21 protein-coding genes and 1 pseudogene are annotated in these 26639 nt (G+C 70.5%); 10 read left to right on the forward strand and 12 right to left on the reverse strand.

Annotation, left to right across the window (positions count from 1 at the left end; translation table 11 throughout):
* Positions 1-322: 322 nt before the first annotated feature.
* Both AB8O64_RS35070 and AB8O64_RS35075 read left to right on the forward strand, forming a co-directional pair.
* Complete coding sequence (locus AB8O64_RS35070; RefSeq protein ID WP_370423703.1) at positions 323-1123, forward strand: maleylpyruvate isomerase family mycothiol-dependent enzyme; 801 nt, start codon at positions 323-325, stop codon at positions 1121-1123.
* 154 nt (positions 1124-1277) lie between these two features.
* Entirely contained in the window at positions 1278-2495 is a 1218-nt protein-coding gene (locus AB8O64_RS35075) for a cytochrome P450 (RefSeq protein WP_370423704.1), read from the forward strand.
* A 75-nt stretch (positions 2496-2570) separates the two neighbouring features.
* Here AB8O64_RS35075 and AB8O64_RS35080 read toward each other — a convergent pair whose 3' ends face one another.
* The 6 genes from AB8O64_RS35080 to AB8O64_RS35105 form a co-directional block, all read right to left on the reverse strand.
* On the reverse strand, positions 2571-3122 hold the full coding sequence (locus AB8O64_RS35080; protein WP_370423705.1) for a hypothetical protein: 552 nt from the start codon (positions 3120-3122) through the stop codon (positions 2571-2573).
* A gap of 210 nt (positions 3123-3332) precedes the next feature.
* Positions 3333-4496 (reverse strand): substrate-binding domain-containing protein, encoded by a 1164-nt coding sequence (locus AB8O64_RS35085; protein ID WP_370424060.1) that lies wholly within the window; start codon positions 4494-4496, stop codon positions 3333-3335.
* Between the two features lie 51 nt (positions 4497-4547).
* A complete protein-coding gene (locus AB8O64_RS35090; RefSeq protein ID WP_370423706.1) occupies positions 4548-5600 on the reverse strand; it encodes an ABC transporter permease in 1053 nt (350 codons plus the stop codon).
* On the reverse strand, positions 5597-7141 hold the full coding sequence (locus AB8O64_RS35095; RefSeq protein ID WP_370423707.1) for a sugar ABC transporter ATP-binding protein: 1545 nt from the start codon (positions 7139-7141) through the stop codon (positions 5597-5599). The genes AB8O64_RS35090 and AB8O64_RS35095 overlap by 4 nt, the downstream gene beginning before the upstream one ends.
* Before the next feature lie 140 nt (positions 7142-7281).
* Positions 7282-10161, reverse strand: a complete 2880-nt coding sequence (locus AB8O64_RS35100) for a SpoIIE family protein phosphatase (protein ID WP_370423708.1) — start codon at positions 10159-10161, stop codon at positions 7282-7284.
* Positions 10162-10350: 189 nt separating this feature from the next.
* Positions 10351-11325, reverse strand: coding sequence for a cyclase family protein (locus AB8O64_RS35105; RefSeq protein ID WP_370423709.1), 975 nt, complete (start codon positions 11323-11325; stop codon positions 10351-10353).
* Positions 11326-11506: 181 nt separating this feature from the next.
* On the opposite strand from AB8O64_RS35105, the gene AB8O64_RS35110 reads away from it, so the two are divergent.
* A complete protein-coding gene (locus AB8O64_RS35110) occupies positions 11507-11716 on the forward strand; it encodes a hypothetical protein (protein WP_370423710.1) in 210 nt (69 codons plus the stop codon).
* Positions 11717-11800: 84 nt separating this feature from the next.
* Here the strand turns inward: AB8O64_RS35110 and AB8O64_RS35115 are convergent, their stop codons facing one another.
* Both AB8O64_RS35115 and AB8O64_RS35120 read right to left on the reverse strand, forming a co-directional pair.
* Entirely contained in the window at positions 11801-12820 is a 1020-nt protein-coding gene (locus AB8O64_RS35115; protein ID WP_370423711.1) for a lytic polysaccharide monooxygenase, read from the reverse strand.
* Between the two features lie 127 nt (positions 12821-12947).
* On the reverse strand, positions 12948-14402 hold the full coding sequence (locus AB8O64_RS35120) for a cellulose binding domain-containing protein (RefSeq protein WP_370424061.1): 1455 nt from the start codon (positions 14400-14402) through the stop codon (positions 12948-12950).
* A gap of 419 nt (positions 14403-14821) precedes the next feature.
* Here AB8O64_RS35120 and AB8O64_RS35125 point away from each other — a divergent pair, with 419 nt between their 5' ends.
* Positions 14822-16030 carry a cytochrome P450 gene (locus AB8O64_RS35125; protein ID WP_370423712.1) on the forward strand — a complete coding sequence of 403 codons (1209 nt, stop codon included), beginning with the start codon at positions 14822-14824 and terminating at the stop codon, positions 16028-16030.
* 92 nt (positions 16031-16122) lie between these two features.
* Here the strand turns inward: AB8O64_RS35125 and AB8O64_RS35130 are convergent, their stop codons facing one another.
* On the reverse strand, positions 16123-17550 hold the full coding sequence (locus AB8O64_RS35130) for a sensor histidine kinase (RefSeq protein ID WP_370423713.1): 1428 nt from the start codon (positions 17548-17550) through the stop codon (positions 16123-16125).
* A complete protein-coding gene (locus tag AB8O64_RS35135) occupies positions 17547-18284 on the reverse strand; it encodes a response regulator transcription factor (RefSeq protein ID WP_370423714.1) in 738 nt (245 codons plus the stop codon). Before AB8O64_RS35135 ends, AB8O64_RS35130 begins: the two co-directional genes overlap by 4 nt.
* 33 nt (positions 18285-18317) lie before the next feature.
* Here AB8O64_RS35135 and AB8O64_RS35140 point away from each other — a divergent pair, with 33 nt between their 5' ends.
* Positions 18318-18848, forward strand: a complete 531-nt coding sequence (locus tag AB8O64_RS35140) for a hypothetical protein (RefSeq protein ID WP_370423715.1) — start codon at positions 18318-18320, stop codon at positions 18846-18848.
* A gap of 94 nt (positions 18849-18942) precedes the next feature.
* Positions 18943-19509: a GNAT family N-acetyltransferase gene (locus AB8O64_RS35145; RefSeq protein WP_370423716.1), complete on the forward strand. Its 567-nt coding sequence runs from the start codon at positions 18943-18945 to the stop codon at positions 19507-19509.
* A 1-nt stretch (position 19510) separates the two neighbouring features.
* On the opposite strand, the gene AB8O64_RS35150 is transcribed toward AB8O64_RS35145, so the two are convergent.
* Complete coding sequence (locus AB8O64_RS35150) at positions 19511-20503, reverse strand: AsnC family transcriptional regulator (protein WP_242626325.1); 993 nt, start codon at positions 20501-20503, stop codon at positions 19511-19513.
* A gap of 182 nt (positions 20504-20685) precedes the next feature.
* Here AB8O64_RS35150 and AB8O64_RS35155 point away from each other — a divergent pair, with 182 nt between their 5' ends.
* The gene (locus tag AB8O64_RS35155; RefSeq protein ID WP_370423717.1) at positions 20686-22290 is read left to right on the forward strand and encodes an MFS transporter; all 1605 of its coding nucleotides are present in this window, start codon (positions 20686-20688) and stop codon (positions 22288-22290) included.
* A 189-nt stretch (positions 22291-22479) separates the two neighbouring features.
* Here AB8O64_RS35155 and AB8O64_RS35160 read toward each other — a convergent pair whose 3' ends face one another.
* Entirely contained in the window at positions 22480-23598 is a 1119-nt protein-coding gene (locus AB8O64_RS35160) for a PP2C family protein-serine/threonine phosphatase (protein ID WP_370423718.1), read from the reverse strand.
* 173 nt (positions 23599-23771) lie between these two features.
* Between AB8O64_RS35160 and AB8O64_RS35165 the strand changes: the two are divergent.
* The 3 genes and pseudogenes from AB8O64_RS35165 to AB8O64_RS35175 all read left to right on the forward strand — a co-directional run.
* Positions 23772-24286: pseudogene (locus tag AB8O64_RS35165) on the forward strand (DUF5937 family protein); the annotation flags it as partial.
* Positions 24287-24397: 111 nt separating this feature from the next.
* Complete coding sequence (locus AB8O64_RS35170) at positions 24398-24634, forward strand: ArsR/SmtB family transcription factor (RefSeq protein WP_370424062.1); 237 nt, start codon at positions 24398-24400, stop codon at positions 24632-24634.
* Positions 24635-24960: 326 nt separating this feature from the next.
* On the forward strand, positions 24961-26601 hold the full coding sequence (locus AB8O64_RS35175; protein ID WP_370423719.1) for an ABC-F family ATP-binding cassette domain-containing protein: 1641 nt from the start codon (positions 24961-24963) through the stop codon (positions 26599-26601).
* Positions 26602-26639 lie beyond the last annotated feature (38 nt).

The following is a 26639-nucleotide window of genomic DNA, read 5'->3' on the forward strand; positions in this document are numbered from 1 at the left end:
ACGGCCGGATACCCCCCGGTGAGAGTGCCTCAGAATGCCACAGGAAATATTCGCCGCCTCGGTAGGAACGTGCGCGTTTTCTTCGTATGTCGACGCTCTTCGTGTGGAGCATGGAATATCTCGGCCGCCCGGTAAACAACGCCGTCGCTGAATCACTCGTTCGGGAAGATGCCGCCGCCCCGATGCGGGCGGAGTCACCGACGCACTGCGGGCGGGAAGGAAGGAGGTGCCCGCAGAGCGGGGAAGGCGTTGTGACAGGCTGTGCAAAGGCGCCCGGCCGGTCAGGCCGCCGGGCCGGAGAAGAACAGGAAACCGAGGCGCAGTGAAGACGCCGGATCATTCGGGCTGGGGATCTGCCCCCGCCACCCACCGCGAGACGATCGCGACGGAGACCGCCCGGTTCGTGGACGTGGTCAAGGGCGCGAGCCTGGCGACCCCTGTTCCCAGTTGCCCGGGGTGGACGCTCCTCGACCTCGTCCGGCACACCGGCAGCGTCCAACGCTGGTTCTCGGCCCTCTTGCGGCAACGCGTCCAGGAACCGCCACGCAGCCGCGAGGTGGAACTGCGCCTGCCGACGCGGGAGGACGGCTACCCGGACTGGCTGACGGCGAGCGCGGCCGAGGCCGCGAGCGCCTTCACGACCGTCGACCCGGACGCTCCGATGTGGGCATGGGGAGCCGATCAGCATGCCAGGTTCTGGGTACGGCGGATGCTGTTCGAGACGCTCATGCACCGCGTCGACGCGGAACTCGCCCTCGGTCTCCACCCCGTGATCGACCGTGACCTGGCCACCGACGGTGTGGACGAGTTCCTCGTCAACCTGCCCTTCGCCGCGTTCTTCGCCCCCAAGGTGGACAATCTGCGGGGCGACGGTGAAACCCTTCGCTTCCGATGCGCCGATACGAGCGGCGAGTGGCTGGTCCACCTCCGCCCCGATGGATTCGGCGTCGAGCCGAAGCACGGGAGCACGGAGACGGCCACGCCGGCCGACGCGGAGATCCACGCCGCCGCCGCGGATCTGCTGCAGCTCATGTACGGCCGACTCGACCGCGGCGCGGACGCCTTCGACGTGCGAGGGAACGAAGACCTGCTGACGCGCTGGTTCGCCGACTCCGCTTTCTGAGTCTCCGGACGGAAATGAACAACAGAAAAAAGAGACGTCCCTCGTACGGGTGACACCGCGGATGCGGTTAACGGTCTATGGGAATCATCAGGTCAGCCTCACGGCGGCGGGGCGGCGGTCGGGGTGACAGCCGAAGGACGATGGGGGCACGCCGATGACGACGACCGATTCCACGACAGGACCGCTTCCGGCCCACGACTGGGCAGTCGACGACCTGCCGGCCCTGGACTTCGACCCGTTCATGACCCACTTGCTGCGCCACGAGCCGATCGCCCGGATCAGGCTGCCCTACGGGGAGGGCCACGCCTGGCTCGTCACCCGCTACGAGGACGTCAAACTGGTGACCTCCGACCCCCGCTTCAGCCGACGGGCGCTGATCGGCCGGTCCGTCACCAGGCTGTCCCCGCACACCATCCCTCAGGACGAAGCCGTGGGCTTCGCCGATCCGCCCCGCCACGCCCAGCTGCGCAAAGCCGTCGCCCGGGCCTTCTCCACCCGCAGTATGGAGCGGCTCCGGCCCTTCGTGCAGCGGACGGCCGACGAACTGCTCGACGACATGGAGCGGCACGGCAGCCCGGCGGACCTGATGGAGCATCTCAACGGCCCGCTGCCGTTGATGGTCATCAGCAAAGTGATGGGCGTACCCCCCTCCGACCGGCCCCGCATGGCGCACTGGACGGGCATGCTCCTGACGGCGGCGTTCACGCGGGAGGAGAGCGAGGCGGCCAAGGCCGAGATCCGGGAGTACTTCACCGCGCTCCTCGGGCGCCGGCGCGCCGAACCGCGAGAAGATCTGGCCGGCGACCTGGCCGCGGCGGTGGCGAGCGGTGAACTCAGCGAGGCGGAGGCGGTCGCCCTGGCCGTGCTGATCCAGATCAGCGCCACCCACGCCGTCCGCAACAACAGCGCCAACATGGTCTACGCCCTGCTCACCGAGCCCGGCGTGGCAGCCCGGCTGCGGGCCGAACCGGCGGTCCTGCCACAGGCTCTCGAAGAGCTCCTGCGCTGGGTCCCGCACCGCCGTGGAGTGGGCATCGCCCGTATCGCCACCGAGGACGTGGAGGTCGGCGGCACCGTCATCGCCGCAGGCGAAGTGGTCTATGCCTCCTACCTCACCGCCAACCGCGACCCGTCCGTCTTCGAGCGCCCGGACGAGCTCGACATCGACCGGCCGCGCGTCCCCCACCTCTCCTTCGGACACGGGCCGCATTTCTGCCTGGCCTCGATGCTCGCCCGACTGGAGTCCGAGATCATGCTCTCCGGCCTGCTCACCCGGTTCCCGGACCTGCGGCTCGCCGTGCCCGCGAAGGAGATCGCGTGGCAGCGCGCCGCGCTGATCCGGGGACCGGAGACCCTGCCGGTCGCCTGGTGACCGCGCCGCACGGCCTGGCCGTCGGGCGAGGACCTCAGGTACCCGGCCCCCTCACTCGCTGCCCGGCACGGTGCCCTAGCGTGCCTTGACTACCGTGAATTCCACGGCGTCGAGGTCGCCCTCGCCGTACTGGTCCTTCCAGTAGAGCGCCTTGTCGTTGGGGAAGGCGCGGGATGCCGCGAAGTACAGGTAGGAGCCGTCCCACCGTGTCTTGATGCGGAACGAGTCCCCGGTGGACACCAGCATCCAGGGATTCTGCCGGCAGCTGTCCATCAGGACGATCCGGCGGTGGTAGGAGTGACACAGCATGGACGTACTGCCCTGGCGCTGCAGTCTGATCTGATACCCGTCACCCCATGTGGAGTTGTTGTCCTTCTCGAAGACGACGGGTATTCCGCGGTCTCCCGCACGGTCCGCGTAGCGCACCGAGTTCGCCTCCGCGGTGAGCCCACGGTCGAGTTTCGTGGCCACCAGGTAGTAGGGGACGCCGGGCTCCACAGGGCCGGTCCCCGCGCTGCCGGCAGCCCGCGCCGGCGAGGGCGGAAGGGACACCGCCACCAGGGCGAGGAAGCTGGCCAGGACCGCTGACAGCCGGACTCGCGGGAGACTTCCTGAAGCGTGCATCACCGGATCGCTCTCCTTCGGGACAGAACACGTGGCCCTGCGCGGAGCCCGTACACCCGGCCACCGCCGCCACCGATACGACACACATGATCTACAACAACCGGCGTGTGGCGAAAGGGGTTTGGCGGATTGACGACGAGGCGGGCGGGCACCCCCTTGTGCGAGGCGCCCACCGAGTGGCCCGCCGGGACGTGCCGTGCCGGGGCGGCATCGTCAGCAACAGCTTTGGCCGCCCCAGATCTTCCGGTACGCCGCGCGGTAGCCGGGCGGATCCCAGGCCGTGCTTCCACCGCTGTTGGCGGCCGTGGCGATGTGGACGGGGGCGACGTATCCGCTGGCGGGCTCGCCGGAGAAGGCGCGGTTGAACTCGTCGACGATCTGCCAGCCCTGCGCGGAGAGCGCCTCGGGGACGGTGGCCGCCTGGAATTGCCTGCTGTTGACGCGTTGGAAGGCGGAGGGGTCGCCGTCGCCCGCGCCGATGTTGAAGGGGGCCGCGGCGCCCTTCTTGCGGGCCGCGCGCAGGGCCGGGGCGGCGTCGGCGAAGTAGACGTCGTTGATGGCGACGGAGTGGGTCCATTTCTCCCCGAAGCGGGAGAGCAGCGAGGACACCTCCCGGGGAGTCCGATTGCTGGTGTCGGAGAGGGGGATGTTCTTCTCGGTCAGGAGCTTGACGCCGGAGCAGGCGGCGAGGCCCTTCTTGATCAGCTCGGACTTGTTCCTGGCGAACGGAATCGAGGCATCGGTGAACACGACGACACCGGCGTCGCCGTGGGAGTGTGTCGTGATCCAGTCCGCGCTGATCCTCGCGACGTCCTCGACCCTGGTGGTGACGTTGCTGAAGAGTACGGGGTCCTTGCTCGGGCCGGGGGAGTCGACCGCGTGCCAGCCGACGAGCGGAATGTGCTCCGCGGTGGCCCTCTCGACCTGCTGTGACGTCAGACGGGGGTCGAAGCCACCGATGACGATCCCGGAGGGCCGGAGGGCGATGGCCTGGCTGAACGCCGCCTGGATCCCCGCGGGGGTGCCCTGGCCGTCGATCACCCGGACGTTCCAGCCGATGGCTCTCGCGGCTTCCCGTACGCCGTTGGCGGCGCCGGCGACGCCGGGGTTGGTCATGGTCTGCGCGACGTAGACGATGTTCTTGCCGGAGACCGCTTTGGGTCCCCTGATGGGGCCGTTCCACGGGGCGTCGGTCTTCTCGGCCCGCCGGACGGCCGCTTCGGCCTTGGCCAGGGCGGCAGGGCAGCCGGCCTTCGCCGGCCCCGAGGAGGAGGGCGCGGCTCCGGTCGACGCACCGCGCTCACAACCGACGAGGACGGTGGCCGCCGCTGCCAGGACGACCGCACCCGCCAGGACGGACTTGCGGTTCGTATGCACGGGCACGGGCACTCCTCGCGGAGGGGATGGCGGTCGAGCGGGCAGCCGCGGTCACGAGGCGGCTCCGGGCGGGGCATGGGGTGCCCGGGAGGATTCCGTCCGTCGTTGGCGCAGGTGTCGGCGCGCGGCATAACCGGCCAGGCCGACGGCGATGAGCAGGGTGGCGCCGTTGAACAGCGGGGTCACCCAGAACTGGGCGCCGAGCTGTCCGATGCCGGCGAGGCCGATGGCGAGGACGGTGACGGCGACGAGGGTGCCCAGGGCGTTGGCGCGGCCGGGCCTGATGGCCGTGGAACCGAGCAGTGCGCCGACGAAGGCGGGCAGCAGGTAGTCCATGCCGACGCTGGGATTGCCGATCTGCTGCTGCGCGGCGAGCAGGACACCGGCGACGCCGACGACCAGACCCGAGCCGACGAAGGCACAGACGACGTACCGCCGGGAGGGGATGCCCACCAGGTCGGCCGCCCGGGGGTTGGACCCGATCACGTACAGGTACCGGCCGAAGGGCAGCCGCTCCAGGAGCAGCCACAGCACGGCGGTGAGGGCGAGGACGTAGAAGGCCGCTACCGGCAGGCCGAGGAACCGGGAGTCGTGGAGGGCGGTGAAGTCGGCCGGCAGACCGTGCGGGCCGGGAACGATCCGGGCCCCCTCGGTGATCCAGCCGGTGAAGGCGTACATGATGCTGCCGGTGCCGAGGGTGGCGATGAAGGAGTCGATCCTCGCGCATTCGACGACGAGACCGTTGACGGCGCCGACGACGGCCCCACCGAGGACCACCACAAGGCACACGAGGGGCCAGGACCATCCCTCGGTGACGATGAGCTGCATCGTCATGACGTGCGCGAGGCCGAGACCGTAGCCGATGGACAGGTCGAACTTGCCGGTGGCGATGGGGATCGTCGCGCCGAGCGCGAGGATCGCGGGGATCGACTGGTTGGACAGGACGGCGGAGACGTTGTCCAGCGTGGGAAAGGTGTCCGGCAGCGTGAGGGAGAAGGCCAGGAACAGCAGGGCGCCGAGGGCCAGGAGGCCGTAGGCGCCGATGAGGTGTCCGAACCGGCGGCTCAGCGGGGGACGGGGCGAGGGGGCGCGGGCGGGGGTCACCGTCCGGGCGTCCCGGTGAGGGCGTCCATGTTCGAGGCGGCGCCGGCCAGTGCGGCGACGGTGAGGGCGTCACCGCTCAGCTCCGCCGTCACGGTCCCGCGGACGAACACCAGGGCGCGATGGCACACGCCTGCGACCTCCTCGAAGTCGGTGGAGACGAGCAGCACGGCCAGACCCCCGGCGAGCGCGTTCCGGAGCAGACCGTAGATCGCGGCCTTGGCGCCGACGTCCACTCCGGCGGTCGGCTCCTCCAGGATCAGCAGCCTTCGGCTCAGCCCGAGCCACCGGCCGATCATGACCTTCTGCTGGTTTCCCCCGGACAGGGTGGCGATCGGGACCTCGCTGTCCCGGGGACGCACGGAGAACCGTTCGATCAGGGCGGTGGCCTCGGCGCGCTCGCGCCCGGGGCTGATCCAGTGCCTGCCCCCAAGGCCTCGGCTCGCGGCCCTGGGATTGGCGAGGAAGTTCTCGCGCACGGTCAGTTCGGGGGCGCAGCCTTCTTCCTGACGGTCGCTGGTCACGAAGCCGATGCCGGCGTCGACGGCGGCGGTGACCGTGCCCGGCCGGTACGGCCGGCCGTCGAGCAGGGCCCGGCCCTCGATGATCGGCCGGGAGCCGGCGAGCGCGCGGCCCAGTTCCATGTGCCCGGCGCCCGTGAGGCCCACCATGCCGAGAACCTCACCGGCGCGCAGGCGCAGGCTGACCGGCCCCGTGCTCTCGGTCCGTACGCGATCGAGGCTCAGGACGGCCGGACCCGCAGCGGGGGCGGCGAGCCGGTGGCCGCCGGGTTCGTAGCCCACGATGTCGTGCACCAGCCGGGCGGGGTCGTGGCCGGCGAGCGGGCCTTGGCTGATGAGGCGGCCGTCGCGCAGGACGGCGAAGGTGTCCGCGACCTTGTACACCTCGTCGAGCCGGTGGGTGACGAAAACGATGGCGTGGCCGCGGTCGCGCAGGGTGTGCAGGACGTCGAAGAGCCGGGCGCAGTCCGCCGCCGGGAGGCTGGCGGTCGGCTCGTCCAGGACGATGAGCTCGGCTCGCGTGCACAGCGCGCGGGCGATGGCCACCAGGGAGCGTTCGGCCCGGGTGAGGTCCGCGACGACGGCGTCCGGGTCGAGGTGCGCGGCGACCGTGGCCAGGGCCTCGGCGCACTGCCGACGGGTCCGCCGCCAGGACACGAGCCCCGCCCGGCGTGCGTATCCGGTGCCCAGGGCGACGTTCTCGGCGACCGTCATCCACCCGACCAGTCCCAGGTCCTGGTGGATGAACGACATCGCACGGGAGGCCGCCTCGGTGCCGAGCGGATGCCCGGCGACGGTCACCTCGCCCTCGTCCGCGTGCTGGACGCCCGCGAGCACCTTGATGAGGGTGGACTTTCCGGCGCCGTTGGGGCCGAGCAGGGCCAGGACGCTGCCGGATCCGATGTCGAGGTCGACCGCGTCCAGGGCGAGCGTGCCGCCGAACCGCTTGCTGAGACCGCGTATGCGGACGAGAGGCTTCGGGCCACGGCCCGGGAGGGGACGGATGTCAGGAGCGTCGTGCACGAAACTCCTCCGGGAGTCGGCCTCTTCGGTTCTTCCCGCAGGGCTCGCCCCTCAGGGCTCTTCCCGCAGGACTTATCGGGATCGGCTACCGCATTTCCGTCATGCTACGGCCCCTTCCGGCTCCGATGCCGGATGGGCTGTCAGATCGCGGGAATGTCGTCGATGTTGTCGAAATACACCTCGGCGGGGCCCGCCTTCGCCGCGGGCACCTCCAGAGCGCACTCGGCCCAGATCACCTTGCCGTCGGCGGTGTAGCGGGTGCCCCAGGACTGGGAGAGCTGCGCGACGAGGAACAGTCCCCGGCCGCCCTCGTCGGTGGTGGCCGCGTGCCGCAGATGCGGGGCGGTGCTGCTGGTGTCGGAGACCTCGCAGGTCAGTGTGCGGTCGTAGAGCAGGCGCACCTGAATGGGGTCGGAGCCGTAACGAATGGCGTTGGTGACCAGCTCACTGAGCAGCAGTTCGGTGGCGAAGGCGACCTCCTCCAGTCCCCATTCGGCTAGCCGGCGGGTGACGGAGCCGCGGACGGAGGAGACGAGCGCGGGGTCGGCGGGCAGGTCCCAGGTGGCGATCCGGTGCGGGTCCAGGGTGTGGGTCCGGGCGACGAGCAGGGCGATGTCGTCGGCGGGGTGGTCGGGTACCACGGCCTCGACGACGGCCCGGCAGGTCTCCTCGGGCGGGCGGTTCGGGTGGGACAGGGCCCGGCGCAGCTGCTCCAGGGCCGTATCGAAGTCACGGTCGCGGTCCTCGATGAGCCCGTCGGTGTAGAGGACCAGCTGGCTGCCTTCGGGGAGGTGGAATTCGGCGGTCTCGAAGGGAAGGCCGCCCAGCCCCAGGGGCGGGCCGGCGGGCAGCTCCGCGAAGGTGACGGCACCGTCCGGGCCGACCAGCGCGGGCGGGGGGTGCCCGGCCCGGGCCATGGTGCACAGCTGCGAGGTGGGGTCGTAGATGGCGTACAGGCAGGTGGCGCCGATGATGCCGATGTTGCCGGGGGAGGGGTCCTCGCTGCATTCCTCCCGGTCCAGGCGTCCCACGAGATTGTCGAGGTGGGTGAGGACTTCGTCCGGGGCGAGGTCCAGCTCGGCGAAGTTGCGGGCGGCGGTGCGCAGCCGGCCCATGGTGGCGGCGGCATGCAGCCCGTGGCCGACGACGTCCCCGACGACGAGGGCGACGCGGGTGCCGGACAGGGGGATGACGTCGAACCAGTCCCCGCCGACTCCGGACTCGGCAGGCATGTAGCGGTGCGCGACCTCCACGGCGTTCTGCTCGGGGAAACCGCGCGGCAGCAGGCTGTGCTGCAGGGCGAGCACCATGGTGTGTTCGCGGGTGTAGCGGCGGGCGTTGTCGATGCAGATGGCCGCGCGGGTGGCGAGTTCCTGGGCCAGTGAACGGTCGTCGTCCCCGAAGGGGGCGGGGTCCCGCGCGCGGTAGAAGCTCGCGATGCCCAGGACGATGCCACGGGCGAGGAGGGGGACGGTGATCAAGGAGTGGACGTCGTGGGCGAGGAGACGCCGGGCGCGCTCGGGGTCCTGGGCGATCCAGCCCGCGGCGGACCTCAGATCGGGTTCCAGCACGGCCTCTCCGCTGGTCAGACAGCGGAGCTGGGGTGTGACCGGCTGGAGGTCGACCCGCTCACCGGCGGGATAGAAGGGGCAGTCGTCGCGGATGCCGTGGACCACCGTGCGGTGGAGGTCCTTGCGGGGGTCGCTCGGCTCCTCACCGCGCAGCACGGCCTCGGGAAGGTCGATGGTGACGTAGTCGGCCAGGCGCGGGACGGCCATCTCGGCGAGTTCCCGGGCGGTGCGGCTCACGTCGAGGGTGGTGCCGATGCGGGTGCTGGCCTCGGACAGCAGCTCCAGGCGGCGTCGGGCCGCCACGGCGTACTGCCCCACTCCCGGCTCGCCCACCAGCACCAGTCGGCTGGTCCCGGCGTCGGTGGTTTCGCGGACATCGGACGTGCCCGAGCCGTCGGCGGTGCGCGGCGGGCGGGCCGTCGTGGCCGCCCGGCCGGGTGCGGAGCCGGGAGGGGGCCCGAGCGGCGGGACGCCGGGAACGAGGGCGGTCTGCGGCGTCAGCAGGCCGGGTGACGCGTCGGCTCCGGTGGAGACGGTGAGGCGTTCGTGCCCGGAGGGGAGGACCACCTCGATGACGACGCCCTCCACCCCGGAGGCGCTGGTCACCGGACGGCTCAGCAGGGTGACCCGCCTGCCGCCGGGCAGGGACACCTCGACGGCGGCCCGCTGGGCCGAGGAGATCAGCTCGGCGGCCTGCTCCTTGAGGATCATCTGGTCACGCCAGTCCAGCCCGCTCGCGGCCAGCTCGCCCGGCTGCCCGTCGCCGCTCGCACCGCCGGCCGGTACGAGGCCCTTGGCGTCGAGGTACGCCTGCAGCAAGGCGCGCTCCCGCACGGAACTCTGCTCCAGCAGCCGGTGCTCGATGACGCCGGCAGCCTTACGGATCACGATGTCGAGCGCCGGATCCGCGTCGGTGTGCGGATAGCCCAAGCAGAGGACTCCCTCGATGCGGCCGCTGAGCAGGTCCCGGACGGGAATCGCTGAACACGCGTTTGACTGGGAGCGTTCGGCGAAGTGCTCGGCGCCGTAGATGTTGATCGGACGCCTTTCCGCGATCGCCAGCCCGATGCCGTTGGTCCCGCCGAACTCCTCGGCGAACACGAAGCCCGGCACGCTCTGGATCGGGGCCAGATGCCGGACCATGGACGGCTCGCCGAAACGGCGCTGCAGTACGGCTCCGCGCTCGTCGGCGAGAGCCACGTTCATGCTCCTGCCGTCGAACATGGTCCGCAGCCGGTCCAGCACGGGGGTGGCCGCGCGGACCAGGCGGCCGTCCAGATCGAGATCCTGGACGAAGGGAAGCTCGCATCCGTCCGGGGTGAGCCCCAGGGACCGGCAACGCTGCCACGAGCTCAGGATCGGGTTGCGTACCGCCCCCTCCACCGACCCCCCGCCGAGGAACTGCTCACGGGCGAGAGCGGGGCCGATGTCCTCCGCCACGAGCCCCATCCCAACCACTTCCCTCATCGGTGCGTGCGGCCATGGCCACCCATGCGTCGGGGCGGCTGCACGGTTGTTCCATTTTAGAACTTTGCCGACATAACGGCACTGATCGCAGACGGGTGCCGTGGGGGCACGCTGCGTGACACAGGCCGCCGGGGCCGTCTCCGGGCACATCCGCCCCGACGGTCTCGGCTGTCAGAAGACCGCGATCGGATTGACGGGCGAGCCCGTACCGCCGGGGATGTTCAAGGGGGCCACCGTCAGGAGGAACTCGTAACGCCCCGTCCCGGCAGCGGTGGCGGCGAGCGCTTCCAGGTCGAGGTTGTCCAACAGCGGCACCCCCATCGCGGCGACGGCGAGCGCGTGGACCGGTGAATGCAGGCCCTCGACGGGTGAGGGCCGTACATCGCTGTCCCCGTCACCGCCGAGCAGGGCGATACCGCGCTCGGCCAGCAGGGGCATCGCCTCCACATGGAAGCCCGCACTTGCCGCATCGAGGTTCCAGGCGCCCAGCTCCCGGCGGCGGCGGAAGCGACCGACCCGGAGCAGCACCGCGTCGCCCTCGCCGATCTCCACGCCGAGCGCCTCCTCCGCGGCGACGACGTCCGCGGTACGCACCGCCTGCCCGGGCTCCAGCCAGGCGGTCCCCAGAACAGCGGGCAGGTCGAGGAGCACCCCCTTGGTCACGAGAGGTCCCAGTGCCGACACATCACCGAAGCGCGCGCCACCGGCGCCGACGAGCTCCCGCGCCGTACCGCCGTCGAAGAGCTGCCCGCGGTAGGCGATGTGGGACAGCGCGTCCAGATGGCTGACGCCTTTGCCGTGGTAGTCGGCGCCGATGAAGTCCTTGTGGGTGGAGGGCTCCGGAGGCTCCACGTCACCGAGATCGGACAGGTATCGCAACGCCGGCTTGCTGTTGTCCGGGCCCGGGACGGTGTCCCACGGACGCGCCATCGCCACGACAGTGCCCGACCGGACGAGGGCGGTGGCTCGCCGGACATGGTCCGCGGTCACCCGGTTCCACGCCCCACGATCGGCGGGCGCCCACCGGCCCCACGCGCGGACCGTCTCGAAGAGCGCGTCGAACTCCTCACGGGAGACAGCCGGCCCGTTCCGGGTGGTGGCCGACGGGGGAGCCGGCGTGGGCGCATCGGTGGGATCGCTGCTCATCTGCTGCTCAGCGCTCCAGGGGGGAGGGGGCTGCGGTCCGAGGCGGCAGGGCGGGCTGTCCGCCCTGCCATCCGATGATCTCCTCCGCACGGGTGAAATGGCGACTCGGGCTGCTGCGGCCGGTGCTGCGGGGGACATGCACTCTGGCGAGATCCACCAGCCGAGCTGCCAGGAGGCGACCGTGCCCGTAGACCCCACAGACCCTGACACCTTCGAGGCCGAGGGCACCGCCACCATCGAAGCACTGGAGGTCGACTCGGCGGAACAGCACGCCTACCTCGCTCGGCAGTGCGATGCGTTTCTCGCCGATGGCGATCCGGACTCCGCTGACGAGCGTGACCGGGCGGAGCAGGCCCGGGTGGTGGAGCTGAACGAGGACGACTACCGCTGAGCGCGCCGCGGTGTCCGGGCCCGGTGCCAGGGCCCCTCGATTCCCAGGGGCGTTGGGTCGGCACCGGGCCGGACACTGTCGGTGTCAGCCGTGGTCGCGCGCGGAACGTCGTCGCATGGCCAGCATCAGGGTGGCGGCACCGGCCGCCAGGACCCCGGCGCCGCCGACGGCCAGCACTGTCGTACGGCTGTCGCCGCCGGTCTCGGCGAGACGCCCGCCTTGCGCGGACGGGGCGTTCGCGGCCTTCGCCGCGGTGCGGGGCTCGTGTCCGTCCCCCGTCGGTGTGTTCTCGCCGTGTCCGCCTTCGGCGAGTCCGCTCTTGGCGTGCAGGCCTTCTCCGTGGCCGCCGTCGCCGGGTCCGTCACCACCGTGACCGCCGTGGTCGACCGTCGACTTTCCGGCTGCCTGGGCGATCTGCTCGTCGCTGGGAGCGGACGCGGCCGGTGCCAGTGCCTTCGTTGCCGGCGCCTTCTTGCCGAAGTCCACGTCGGAGCAGGTGTAGAAGGCCTCGGGGCTGTCGGAGCGCTGCCAGACGCTGTACACCAGGTGACGGCCGGACCTCTTCGGGATCGTGCCGTCGAAGACATAGCTGCCGTCCCTCAGCGTGGGGTCGGTGACCTTGGCGAACGGCTTCGCTTCCAGGTCCGCCCACTTCAGCGGCTTCTTCGGGTCGTAACCGGCCTTGGTGATGTACAGCTCGAACGTGCCGCGGTGCGGAGCCGTCGCCCGGTAGCGGAAGGTGTGCTTTCCCGAAGCCAGTTTCGTCCCCGGCCAGTCGGCGCGCGGCAGGTCCAGGCCCTTGTACTTGTCGCGTCCGGCGCTGCACAGCTTGCCGTCCGGGATGATCTGGCGGTGGCGCCCGGCGGCGTCGCCGATGTTGACCTCGTTCCAGTCGTAGAGCGGCTGGGTGCCACCGGCGGCGACCATCGCCTTGCAGGCGGCCGAGCGCGGATGCTCCGGTCCCTCGGCGAAACAGGCGGACACACGACTGACGGGATCCGTCATGGAACCGTGCGCCGTGGCCGGTCCGGCGGTCAGTGCGGCGAGGGCGAGGGGTGCGATACCGACCAGGGATATCCGTACGGCCTGGTGACGCATGCGCATGGGTTCTCCTTGTGGGGTGAGGGGTGCCCCGCACGCCGGCGCGAGGTGGGGGGGGTGCCGTGCGTGCGGGGCGGTGTGGGGGGAAGGGGGAGGAAACAAGGGGGGTGGAGGAAAAAGAGGGAGCGCGTCAGCCCTGGAGGGCGGCAAAGGCCTTTGTGAAGGCGAGTTCGTCCTGCAGGACCGAACTACAGGTCGCGGAAGCGGAATTCTGCGCACCGCCGGGGCACTGCTTGTCGCGCGTGGCGGACCACATCGACAGCCAGCCGATCCCCTTGGACCGGGCGAACGTCACCAGCTGAGCCGCGTCTTCGACCTTGAAGATCTCGGTGGCCACGTCGTTGACACCGATCATGGGGGTGACCGCCACGGCCTTCCACGCGGCCTTGTCGTTCAGCCCCAGTACGCCCTTGACCTGTGCCTGTGTCGCGGTGGCCGCGTCGATGGCGTACTGCCCCATGTCGCCGTCGAAGGACGCTCCGTAATCCATCGCCATGATGTTGACCGTGGATATGGACACGCCGTTCTTCTTGGCGTTCTCCACCAGATCGACGCCGTCCTGGGTGAGGCCCGTGGGCATCACCGGCAGGGTGAAGGACACATCGAGTCCGGGGTGCTTCTTCTGGAGCAGAGCGATGGCCCGGGCGCGCCGGGTGTTGGCGGCCGTGTCGGGCAGTGCGCTCCCTTCCACGTCGAAGTCGACCTTGGTGAGCTTGAACGCGTCCACCACCTTGCCGTACGCGGCGGCGAGCTCGTCGACGGAGGAGCAGGCGAGGCCCAGTTCGGAGCCGGCGGCGCCGCCGAACGAGACCCGCACATCGCCGCCCGCCCGGCGCAGTGGAGCGATCTGCTGGGCCACGGGGTTGCTGCCGATGTCGCTCACGCCGCCCCACTTGGGGGTGCAACCACCGCCGGAGGTGACTAAGGCGAGGTTGAAGTTCTTGACACCGGTCTTCTTGGCCGTGCCCACGAGGTCGTATGCGGGGTGGAGAAGGGTGTCGACGTACGGGGAGAAGGCGGCGCTCTTGCCGCCCGGCGCCGGTGAGCTCGCGGTCGGCTGCGGCTGCGACGGCTTGGACGTCGGCTTGGAGGTGGCTCCGGGCGTGGGCTTGGACGTCGGCTCGCTGGTGGGCCGCGGGCCGGGGGAGTCGTCCGGCGCACACTTGCCGGTGTTGATCCGGCACGAGACCGGGCCGCCGGCCGCCCCGTCCCCGGCCGCGACGAAGCCGACGGTCACGGACTTGCCGGGGGCGATGGTCCCGTTCCAGCTCTCCGGTTCGACGGTGACGCTCCGGCCGTTGACCGTGTGCTTCCCGTTCCACAGCGAGGTGATCTTCGTGCCTTCGGGCAGCTCGAACGTCAACGTCCAGTGCGGCAGCTCCTTGGCCGTGTCATTGGTGACCACGAACTGTCCGGTGTAGCCGCCCGCCCAGGTGTTGGTCCGGGAGAAGGCCGCGCCGACGGGCGCGGCGCCGGCCGTACCGGTGAGCGTGAACGCGGCACCCGTCGCCAGCGTCACGGCGATGCCGATACCGACCAGCTTCGCCTTGCGGCTGACTCGTCGGCGATGTGCGGAGGAACCCATCGCGTACCTGCCTGTCATGAGTTGGGGGGTGACGCGGCAGCACGCTAGCGAGAACGAATCGGACCAATCGTCGAATGGTGGGCCCGGCCCCGCTATTTATGGCGGGCTTAAGAAACGCATGGGTGGCGGTTAAAGAAGCGCGCCTTCGGCCGGAACCGGTGGGCCGGCTCCCCGGGGTGTTCGGCTGAGACCCATCACGTCAGGAGGGCGCGTCGCCGGTCGGCCGACTCCGGCATGGCGTCAGCATTGCCTTCGCCGCCATCCATTGCAACGAACCGTTGCATTCGAGCGCAGGGTCATTGCATCAATTTCCCCCCTACCGCCTGGGGTTATGCCTTCCTGGTGATTGACGCAATCTTGAACGCAACGTAGCTTTCGGGATGTATCAAACACGTCATATCGCGAGATGAGGAATGGTCATGAGTGAGTCCCTCCACACCGTCACGACACTGCCGACGGCGCGTCAGCCCGGCTGCCCCTTCGACCCGCCGGCGGAGCTGATCGACGCCCGCCGGCACGGCCCCATCAGCCGATACACCTTCCCCGGTGGAACACCCGGCTGGCTGATCACCGGATACGACCTCGTCAGGTCGGTCCTGGCCGACCCGCGGTTCAGCTCGCGCAAGGAACTCATGCGTCACCACCCCACCATCGACTACGGCGACATCGAGGTCCCTCCGGCGGCGCCCGGTGAGTTCCTCCTCATGGACGACCCGGAGCACAGGCGCTATCGCAAGCCACTGGCGGGGAAGTTCACCGTGCGGCGGATGCGACAGCTCACCGAGCGCGTCGAGCAGATCACCGCCGAGCACCTGGACGCGATGGAGAAGGCCGGGCCGTCGGCCGACCTGGTGACCGCGTTCGCCAAGCCCATCCCCGCCGTCATGATCTGTGAACTGCTCGGGGTGCCGTACGAGGACCGGGGATCCTTCCAGCAGCAGGTCGAGTCGTTCATGGACGGGGAGACCGGCGAAGAGGAGCTGATCGCGGCCTACACCGCGACCCAGCACTACCTCGCGGAGCTGGTGGCAGCCAAGCGCGCGAACCCCACCGACGACGTGCTCAGCGACCTCACCGACAGCGATCTGACCGATGAGGAACTGCGGGGGATCGCCCTGATTCTGCTGGCGGCAGGGATCGACACCACCGCCAACATGCTCGCGCTGGGCACCTTCGCCCTGCTGCGCAATCCGGCGCAACTGGCAGCGCTGCGCGCCGATCCCGCGCTCGCCGACCGGGCCGTGGAGGAGCTGCTGCGGTATTTGAGCGTCGCCAAGACGTTCCTGAGGACGGCGCTGGAGGACGTGGAGTTGGGCGGCCGGACCATCGAGGCCGGTTCGCCCGTCATCCTGTCGTACAGCACCGCCAACCGTGACCCCGAGCGCTTCGCCGACCCCCATGTGCTCGACCTCCAAAGGCAGAACGGCGGGCACCTGGCCTTCGGCCACGGCATCCACCAATGCCTGGGGCAGCAACTGGCCCGCGTCGAGATGCGGGTCGCGTTCCTCGCACTCATCAACCGCTTCCCCACGCTGCGCCTGGCCATACCGGCCGACGAAGTCAGCCTGCGCCCGGAGACCGCGGACGTCTACGGGGTGAAGAGCCTCCCGGTCACCTGGGACGCGTGACCCAGGAGGATCACTGTGGACGGCGAGCGCCGCGTCGGCTCCGGAGTGTGCGCGCTGACCGCCGCTCCCAGAGCGAGCACGTGATCCTCCCGCTACTTACGGCCGGCGTCCGGGCCAGGGCGCCGGGACCGTATCCGGCGCCGCCGTTCGCGACGTCGCGGCTTGCCCGCGCCGCCCAGCGACAGCCACACGCGCACCTCCGTGCCGCCCAGCACCGACCGCCCGATCCGTACGTCACCACCTGTGGACTCCGCGACCCGGCGCACGATGTCCAGGCCGAGGCCGGTGGAGCCGGGCCCGCCGTCGCCATGGCCGCGACGCAGCGCAGCGTCCGGGTCCGCGATGCCGGGGCCCGCGTCGGAGACGAGCACGATCACCGCGTCCTCACTGTGATGCACATCCACCGCGAAGGCGGTGCCCTCGGGCGTGTGCCGGAAGACATTGCCGAGCATCGCGTCCAGCGCGGCGACGAGTTCGGGACGGGCGACGGGGACCCGCACGGTCGCGTCGACACCCGCGAGCCGCACCGCACGCCCCTCGTCCTCGGCGAGCGCGGACCAGAAATCCATCCGGTCACGGATCACTTCGCAGGCATCACAGCCGAGCGCGGGCCGCTCCTTGCGTTCGCCTTGTTCACGGGCGGCGCAGATCAGCTGGTCGACCTCCCGTTCCAACTGCGCCACTGCGGCGCGCGTCTGCTCCGCGGCGGGGCCTTCGCCGAGCGACGCCGCGTTGAGGCGAAGAACGGTGAGCGGGGTACGCAGCCGGTGCGAGAGGTCGGCGGCGAGCTCCCGCTCATGGGAGAGCAACTGCACGATCTTGTCGGCCATCGAGTTGAACGCGACGGCCGCGGCACGCAGTTCCGGCGGGCCGCCCTCGCGGACGCGCACGCCCAGCTTCCCCTCCCCGAGCTCGGCGGCGGCCTTCGCGAGCCGCTCCGCCGGGCGCACCAGGCGCAGCCCGAGACGGTCCGCGGTGGCGAGGGAACCGATGATCAGACCGAGGCCCACACCAGCGAGAATCACCCAGGACGTGGTGACCCCGTTGCCGACCGCGCGATGCGGTACGTACACCTCCACCACCGCGAACTCGCCGGTGCTGAGGGCAGTCGGCTGGAGCAGGGCGTAACCGCCGGGCACGGAGGTGACGGCGGAACGACCACGACGAGCCGTGTCCACATCCCGCGGATCGGCCCGGCGCCGACCGATGTCGTATGCCTCGTGCGGGCCGCGCCCATCGCGCGAATCGGTACCCGCCCCCTGCCGCGTGCCGTCATGGCCCGGTACGTGGACGGCCAGCCGCCCGTCCCCACCGGCCTGCGAGCTGGCGACCGCCCGCTCCAACTGCTCGCGGTCGGTGGTGATGGCGAGGGCCGGGCGAATCTGGGCCGCCTGCCGTTCGGCGTCGGCGAAGGCACGGTCCCGGGCCAGCTCCTTGACCACCAGCCCGAGCGGAACGGCGAAGGCCAGCACCACCATCACCGTGACAGCCAGCGAAACCCTGACGAGCGCCCATCTCACGCCTGCTCCAAGGGGGCCTCCACAGACACCGAGAACGGCCCCTCCGGAGGCTCCAACTTCACCCCTACCCCACGGACCGTGTGCAGATAACGCGGCCTGGCGGCCGTCTCGCCCAGCTTCCGGCGCAACCACGACAAGTGCACATCGATGGTCTGATCGTCGCCGTAGGACTGCTGCCAGACCTCGGCGAGGAGCTCCTTGCGCGGTACGACCACCCCCGGGCGGCCGGCCAGATAGGCGAGCAGGTCGAACTCACGCCGGGTCAAGTCCAGCACCTCACCGTCCAGTTCGGCCAGCCGACGTAACGGGTCGACCGACAGGCCACCGACCCGCAGCGCTCCGGACGGCACCGCCTCGACCGTCGCACCACCCCGGCCCGCCCGGCGCAGCACGGCGGCCATGCGCGCGGTCAGGTGCGCCACGGAGAACGGCTTGACCAAGTAGTCGTCGGCGCCGTCGGTGAGCAGCCGGATGATCTCCGCCTCGTCGTCCCGTGCGGTGGCCACGATGACCGGCACATCGGTGATACCGCGCAGCATCTTCAAGACCTGCGCCCCGTCGAGATCCGGCAGTCCCAGGTCGAGGATGACCAGGTCGAAACCGACCTGTGCCACTTCGCGCAACGCCTCCAGAGCGGTCCCGACGCTGCGCACGGTGTGCGAAGCCTCGGTCAGCTGCCGGATGAGGGCGGAGCGCACGAACGGATCGTCCTCGACTACGAGCAGTCTTGCCATGGGCCGCACCGTACGCCATACGGGTGAGGCACCATGAGCCAGGTGAGGCGAGGAATCATGCAGGTCCTGCTGTGGGCGCTGGCGACCGCGGCCGCCATGGCCGTGTCCTGGTACGGGGTACGCACCGTGCTGGCGGGCACGGCCTACGAGCCGCCGCGCGCGCTGCCGATCTCCGGCACCGCGGCGCCGACCACAGGCGGTTCGGCGTCTTCCACCCGCACCCCCGAACCGTCGGTGTCTCCCGCACGCCCGGACCCCACGGCACCGTCCGCGACACCGGTCACTCCCACTCCCGCACGCGAGTCCGCGCGAAGGCCCGATGCACCGCCCACGTCAGGTGCCACCGAGGTGAAGAGCTATCCCGTCCGGGGCGGACGGGCGGTCTTCGATCTCGGCGACAGCTCGGCCACGCTCGTCTCGGCGACACCGGACGAGGGGTGGCAGATGCGGGTATGGAAGCAAAGTGCCTGGATCCGGGTGGACTTCGTGGCCGGTACGAGGACGACGTCGGTCTTCGTCACCTGGAACGGCCACCCGCCGCAGGTCCAGACGGTGGAGAACTGACCCGTCGATCGGTGCCGGGGATGCGCGGGCACGTCCGGGATCGACCGGCGTGCGAGGATCCAGGAAGCGTGTTCGGACACTGTGGAGGATGAGAATGTTCGCGATATCCCTGGGGGACGGAGCTGAGCTGCGGCCTCTGGAGCCGTGGCAGGCCGAGGAGTTCCTCGCCCACATGGACCGCGGCCGTGACTACATCGGCCGGTACGTCGGGCTCCCCGACGTGGCGGCCGACCTCGACTCCGCGCGGAACTGGCTCCAGGTCTACGCCGACAAGGCCGCCGCCGACGCCGGCCGGCTGTACGGCATTTGGCTGGACGGCCTCCTCGTCGGCGGTGTCCTCCTCAGGGTCTTCGACGCGGCCGCGGGCAACTGCGAGGCCGGTTGCTGGCTGGAACCCGCCGCTGCCGGACGCGGTCTCGTCACCCGTGCCCTACGCCTGCTCATCGACTGGGCGGTGCAGGAACGCGGCATCCACCGTGTGGAGTGGCTGGTGTCCCCCGAGAACACACCGAGCATCAACGTGGCCAAGCGGCTCGGCATGAGCCTCGAAGGAGTCCAGCGCGAGAACGACCTCTACCGAGGCGTACGGCAGGACACCGAGATCTGGTCGGTGCTCGCCTCCGAGTGGCGTACGGCTCGTGACGCCACGCCCGCTCGGTGAGTCAGCGCGGTGGGTCGGACAGTCGGTTGCCGTCGCTGAGCAAGCCGGCCCGTTTGACGTGGCGGAGCACCGGCACGACCTCCAGTTGGTGAACTGACGTGAGCGTCCCGATCCCTTCCGTCATGTACGTGTACAAGGCGTGCTGATCCCTGCAGAGCACCGTGGCGGCGAGGTTGGTGGTACCGGTCGTCGCCGCCACGAACGGGACTTGGGGGTGATCGGCCAGCGCACGGCCCACCTCGGCCAGATCGCTGGGAGGGACGGTCAGGGCGAGGGCGGCCTCCGTCTGGTAGCCCAGGTGGACGGGGAGTATTTCCACGTCGAAGGAGAGGGCACCGTGACCGCGCAGATACTCCAGACGGCGGCGGACCGTGGACTCCGAACGGCCGGTCGCCTTCGCGAGCTCGGGGTAGCCCGCCCTGCCGTCCCGCGCCAGTACGGACAGCATCGCGTGGTCCGAGTCGTCGAGACGCACGGTGTCCTCGTGGCTCACCGCGGGGGGCTGCAGCGCCCTGATCTGCTCGTCGCTCAGCTCGGCCGGACCCAGCCAGTGGCCCGGACTGCTGGTGTACCGGTGGAGCATGTTGTGGGCCGAGACACCTGTGACCTGCTGGGTACGGGGCAGCTTCTGGAGGAGCAAGGTCTCGTGGTCCTCCCGGGTACGTGAGCTGACCAGGCAGCCGACCTCGGTGCCACCGGAGTAGATCTTCACCCAGCCGGTGTCGGGGCGGCGGGCGAGCGCCTCGGCGATGGCCAGGGCGGCCCCGGGGACGCACCGGATGCGCAGCCTGGATTCGAACAGTCCGACGCGGCTGCCGACGGGCAGGCCGAGCACGCGGAGCAGTCCTGCCCCATGGAGCCGGCGGTAGCGGCGGATCACTGTCTGATCCGTGGTCTCCAGGACGGTCGCGAGACGGCTGAACGCCGCCCGGCCGTCGATCATCAGGGCCTGCGCGAGCCGGCGATCGAAGAGATCGAATCCAGGGGTATCCATGGTTCCCATCATTTCACGGCCGACAATCACCGACTTCCGTCATCCAGGGGCGCTGGATTCCAGAAAACTGGTGGACGTGCGAGGTTCTACCCGTTGTCGGGTGTGCGGCGATCCGGGCCGGACCTATGAGGTCACCGCCCAGCACACCCGGCCCTGATCGGGAAACACCTCTGGAGGTTCGGATGCGTAAGTGGCTGCCGCTCGTAGCGGTGTGCCTGGGGACGTTCATGCTGCTCGTGGACGTCACGATCGTCGTGGTGGCGCTGCCCGACATGGCCGAGAGCCTGCACACCTCCTTCGCGGACCTGCAGTGGGTGATGGACGTCTACGCCTTGGCGCTCGCCGCGCTGCTCCTGGGCGTCGGCTCTCTCGCCGACAGGATCGGCCACCGGCACGTGTACGTGGGCGGCCTGGCGCTGTTCGCGCTCGCCTCGCTGGCCTGCGGGCTGGCGACCGGGCCGCAGGCCCTGATCGCCTTCCGCGCCGTGCAGGGAATAGGCGGGGCGGCGATGCTGGCGACCACGACGGCGCTGATCGGCAGCATCTATCACGGCAGGGACCGCGGGGTGGCGTTCGGCGCCTGGGGGGCGGTCAGCGGCGCGGCCTCCGCCGCCGGACCGGTCCTGGGCGGCCTGCTGACCCAGCACCTGGACTGGCGCTGGATCTTCTTCGTGAACCTGCCCATCAGCGTGCTCGCCATCGCGATGACCCTGCGGTTCGTCACCGTGACACCCACCCGGGGATCGCGGGGCGTGGATCTGCCCGGCATGGCGACCTTCACCCTCGCGGCCGGATCCGCCACCTACGCGCTGATCAAGGGCAGCGAGCACGGCTGGACCTCGGCCACCACGCTGGGACTCTTCGGCCTCGCGGCGGTGGCGCTGCTCGCCTTCCTCGTGATCGAGACGCGTCGGCGGCAGCCCCTGCTGGACCTCACGCTCTTCCGTCAGGGGTCGTTCTCGGGGCTCATGATCGCCGCGGTGCTGTTGTCCGTGGCCGCGTTCTCCTACCTGGCCTACACCTCGCTGTGGCTCCAGTCCGTACGCGGCATGGGGCCGGTGGCGGCCGGGCTCACCTGTCTGCCCATGAGCGCGGCCGCGTTCCTCGTCGCGTCGTTGTCCGGGCGCTTCCTGCACGGTGCCTCGGCGCGCTGGATGATCGGCCTGGGACTGCTGCTGATCGGTGGGGGCGCGTTCCTCCAGGCAATGATCGACGCGGATTCGAGCTGGACCGTCCTGGTCCCCGGCCTCGCGGTGACGGGTATCGGCGTCGGGCTCGCCACTCCCATGCTGGCGTCCGCGGCCTTGGCGTCCGTCGGGCCCGAGCGCGGTGGAATGGCCAGCGGTGCCGTGAACACCGCACGTCAGTTGGGGAACGCCCTGGGCATCGCCGTCCTGGGTGTGGTCTTCCACGCCGGGCTGACCGGCTCGCTCCGGGACCACGGACCGGACTCCGTGGCCGACCCGGCCGCGACGGCCGACGCGCTGGCGGGAGGCCAGGCGGAAGCCGTGGTCGCCCACGCGGGCTCCCCGCAGCAGCGGGCGGTGGCCGGTCACCTGGTGCACGAGGCCTTCGCCGCCGGACTGCAGCAGACCTTCCTGGTCTCGGGCGCCTTGGGGCTGCTCGGTGGCATCGTCGCTCTGGTGCTCATCCGGCGTCCCAGGACACTCATGGCGACGGCACCTCGTCGCGATGACGCGAATGCCACCGACGCGCAGAGCGCCTCGGCCTCCTTGCCCCGACCCCCGGCGATGTCGGCGAGTGTGACGGGAGACGGACGCCTGTAGACCGGGCCGCGGTCGAGAACGCACGCACCGTATGCGGACTGTGGAGCAGCAGGAGGGCCCCAGGACGGACAGCCGTCCTGGGGCCCTTCCTCGGCAAGGGCCGCGAAAGAGCCGGGTCGGCCGCAGGAGCTGCGCTGAACTCGGCAGAGTAGAACGATCATGAACGCCGTCCCGAAGGACGGGAGGATCTCACGGGTTCTTGAAGTCACCGTCCCGCCCGTGGGTGACAGCGAGGAGTGCCATGTCGTCGGAGACGCACCCACCGGTGTGACGGCTCACGTCCGTGAGGACGGCGTCGAGCAGCGCCTCCGGCCCGGCGAAGACACGCCCGGCGAGCCCGGCGACGGGGTCGTAGAAGGCCCCCGTCCGGTCCCGCGCTTCGGTGAGGCCGTCCGTGTACAACAGGAGAGTCGTCCCCGGAGGGAACGGCACCGTGTCGGTCCGGCCCTCGCCGGGGCCCAGCTCCGCCAGCCCCAAGGGGAGGGCCGGCTCGGAGGGCTCCGCGCTGCGCACCCGGCCACCGTGGAGGAGCAGAGGCGCGGGATGGCCACGGTTGACCAGCCGCAGTTCATCGCCGGAGTGCGGGATCTCGGCCAGCACGCCGGTGACGAACCCCTCGGTCAGCTCGAGCCCCGCCCTCCTCCGTGCCTCCCGCAGTATCCCCCGCTCCAGCCTGGCGCCGACCTCGACAAGTGTGGGCTCCTCCTCGGCGGCCTCCCGGAACACCCCCAGCGCCACGTCCACCGCCTTGACCGCCCCCATGCCCTTGCCCCGGACGTCACCGACCAGGCAGCGCACACCGTACGGCGTGTCCTGCACGCCGTAGAGGTCACCACCGATCTGTGCGTCCTTCACGGCCGACTGGTAGCGCACGGCGATCCGCAGGGGACCGATCGAGGCCGGAGGCTGCGGCAGCACGGCGCGCTGCACGGTGAGAGCGATGGTCCGCGCGGACTGCAACCGCACATCGCTGACGTACATGAGCCGGTTGACGACGATGGCGAGGGCCGAGACGGTCGCCACGGCCGCCAGCTCGCTCCGCCCGCCCGAACCGCCGATGAAGCCGAAGTGCGTCAGCAGCGCGGCGTCGGCGGCGCACGCGGCGATACCCGTCAGGATCGTCGCGCGCAACGACAGCAGCGCGGCGGCCGCCATCGGAGCGGCCGAGTAGAAGGCCTCGGCGCTGAAATGCGGGGCGGTGTGGTAATCGAGGAGGGCGCCCCCGACCAGCAGGAGCGTGGGCAGCAGCCGCACGTGGCGCAGGCACCAGCGCTTCACGCCGGTGCGCCCCGAGCTCGGTGCCCTCACGTGCCTGCTCCCGCTCTTGAAGTGCCGTACGAGCCGTACGACACCTCAAGCATCCTCGGGCCGGTTTTCGGCTGCCAGTTATGGAGCGGCCGTACGGGCAGGTGCCGGACCGCGCCCGTGGTTCTGGTGTTCGAAATCAGCCCACGGGCCGCGCGTACCCTTCCCAGGACCGTATGACAGTGGTGAGGCCGGCCGACAGCCTCATCCGCAGGGAGCTGGACGCATGGGACCGGTTGGACGACGACGCGTTCGTCGTCGCCGCGGTGGAGATCTCCTGCGCCACCTCGTTCGCCCACCCCACGCCGTCCCCCGTGCACCGTACGGAGGACCGCCGACGGGCCCGGGAACTCGCCGCCGCGCGCGGGCTCCGGCAGGCGGCGTTCGCCGACCGGCTGCTGGAGGACCCGCAGCAGGTACGGGCCTGGCTCCGCCGGCTCCTGGAGGACTGTGAGCAGGCATTCTTCGGCGAGATCTGGCAGCGCGTGCGCGTACGCCTGGCTGCCGACGCCCGCCACAAGAACGAACTGCTCAAACACCGAGGCCTGGGCCAGGCCGTCGCCGAGGCTTCCCCGCCATCACCCTGGACACCGCGCGCGACTGCCTCGTGGTCGACAAGCTGCAGGACGGCCGGGTGACGGCCTCCGGCACCGGAATCGTCTTCCTTCCCACGGCCTTCGGCTGGCCGCACCTCGTTGTCCGGGATGCCCACGGCGACCGTCCGGTCCTCCAGTACCCCCTCGCCGTCCCCGAGCTGCCGTCGGCCTTGTCCTTGGCGACGGTCCAGCAGCGTCTGGAAGCCGTGGCCCACCCCCTTCGGCTGCGCCTGTGCCGGACTCTCGCCCGCGGGCCGCACTCGACCACGGAACTGGCGGACGCCAACGGCCTCACCGCGCCGGAGGTGTCCCGGCATCTCGGTGTCCTGAAGAAGGCCGGTCTCACCCGCACTCGGCGCGAAGGACGTTACGTCCTCCACGAGCTCGACATCGAACTGGTCGGCCGCCTCGGCGCCGACCTGCTGGGGAACGCGCTCCGCTAAGGACGGCGACCCGAAAACGCGGCCCCACCCCGTGGGGGCCCGTAAATTGCGTTGACGCCGTCACCAGCGCTCCTCTACGTTGCACAACGCCCCTGTTGCCGTCGATCGGAGTAGGACGTTGCTCGTCTGAGGTCCTGAGACACCGCGCCTCGCAGCCACGCTTCGCCATAGCGTCGCCGCTGCCGGCGTTCCGTGTGCGACCTCGACGCGTTGAGCCGTCCTCTCCCCGGCACGGGGATTCTTTGTCTGCCCGCGCCGACCACGGTCGCCCTGTGGTGTCCCGACACGTTGCCCTGGCCACCCTCCAGCCACCACGTGAGGCCCGCATGTCTGTTTCCCCCGCTTCCATCCTCTGCACGTCGCTCTCCTACGTCTGGCCGGACGGCACCACCGTCTTCGAAGACCTTCAGGTCGCTTTCGGGCCCGGCAGGTCCGGACTCATCGGTCTCAACGGGTCGGGAAAGTCCACTCTGGTCAAACTGATCGCCGGAGAGCTCACACCGACCGAGGGCACGGTGCGCGTGGCCGGCGAGATCGGTTACCTGCCACAGAACATCACCCTCGACACCGCCCTCCGCGTCGAGGACGTCCTCGGCATCACCGACACGCGCTCTGCCCTGCACGCCATCGAGGCGGGTGATGTCCGCGAGGAGCACTTCACGACAGTCGGCGACGACTGGGACGTCGAGGAACGCGCCACGGCGACGCTCGCCGGACTGGGACTGGGCCACATCGGCCTGGACCGCACCATCGGCGAGGTCTCCGGCGGGGAGTCGGTCCTCCTGCGCCTGGCCGCGCTGCTGCTGCGCCGACCGGACGTCCTCCTTCTCGACGAACCCACCAACAACCTCGATCTGCAGGCGCGCCGACGCCTGTACGCGGCCGTCGAGGCGTGGACCGGCGTCATGGTCGTGGTCAGCCACGACCGTGAACTCCTCGACCGCGTCGACCAGATCGCCGACCTGCGGGCAGGTGAGGTCACCTGGTACGGAGGCAACTTCTCCGCGTACGAGGAGGCGCTCGCCGCCGAGCAGGAGACGGCCGAGCGCCTGGTACGGGTCGCCGAGTCCGATCTGCGGAAGCAGAAGCGCGAACTGGCCGATGCCCAGGTCAAACTGGCCCGCCGCAAGCGGTACGGACAGAAGATGTGGGACACCAAACGCGAACCCAAAATCGTCATGGGGGAGCGCAAGCGGCAGGCCCAGGTCTCCGCCGGCAAACACCGCATCATGCACGAGGGCAAGCTCGCCGAGGCGAGGGAACGGCTCGACGAGGCCGTGGAGGCCGTGCGCGACGACGACGAGATCCGCGTCGATCTCCCGTACACGGCAGTGCCACCAGGGCGCTCGGTGTTCACGCTGAGCGATCTCCACCTCAGGTACGGCGCCCGGGTGCAGGGGGAGTTCGAGCTGCGCGGCCCCGAGCGGATCGCGCTCGTCGGCCGTAACGGTGCGGGCAAGACGACGTTCCTGCGCACGATCGCCGGAGAGCTGGACGCCGTCTCCGGGTCTGCGACGGTCCATGTGCCGCTGAGGTTCCTGCCCCAGCGACTCGACGTGCTCGACGACGAGCTGACGGTCGCCGAGAACGTGGCGCGGTTCGCCCCCGAGGCGACCGGCAACAGGATCAGAGCCCGCCTGGCCCGCTTCCTGTTCAAGGGAGCCCGGGCCGACCAACGAGGGGCGACCCTGTCCGGCGGTGAACGCTTCCGGGCCACCCTGGCCGCCCTGATGCTCGCGGAACCCGCCCCGCAACTCCTGATGCTGGACGAGCCGACGAACAACCTGGACATGGCGTCCGTTCGTCAGCTGACCACGGCCCTCGCGTCCTACGAGGGCGCGCTGATCGTGGCCAGCCACGACATCCGCTTTCTGGAGTCCCTCGCCGTGACGCGGTGGCTGCGCCTGGACGGTGAGCTGCGGGACACGACCGCGGAGGAGGTACGCGCGGAAATGGCGACGGACTGAGACCGGGATCCCCGTACCGGGGTGGGGGACGGCGACAT

This window comes from Streptomyces sp. QH1-20, from assembly GCF_041283565.1.
In the GTDB taxonomy this organism is placed as follows: Bacteria; Actinomycetota; Actinomycetes; order Streptomycetales; family Streptomycetaceae; genus Streptomyces; species Streptomyces syringius.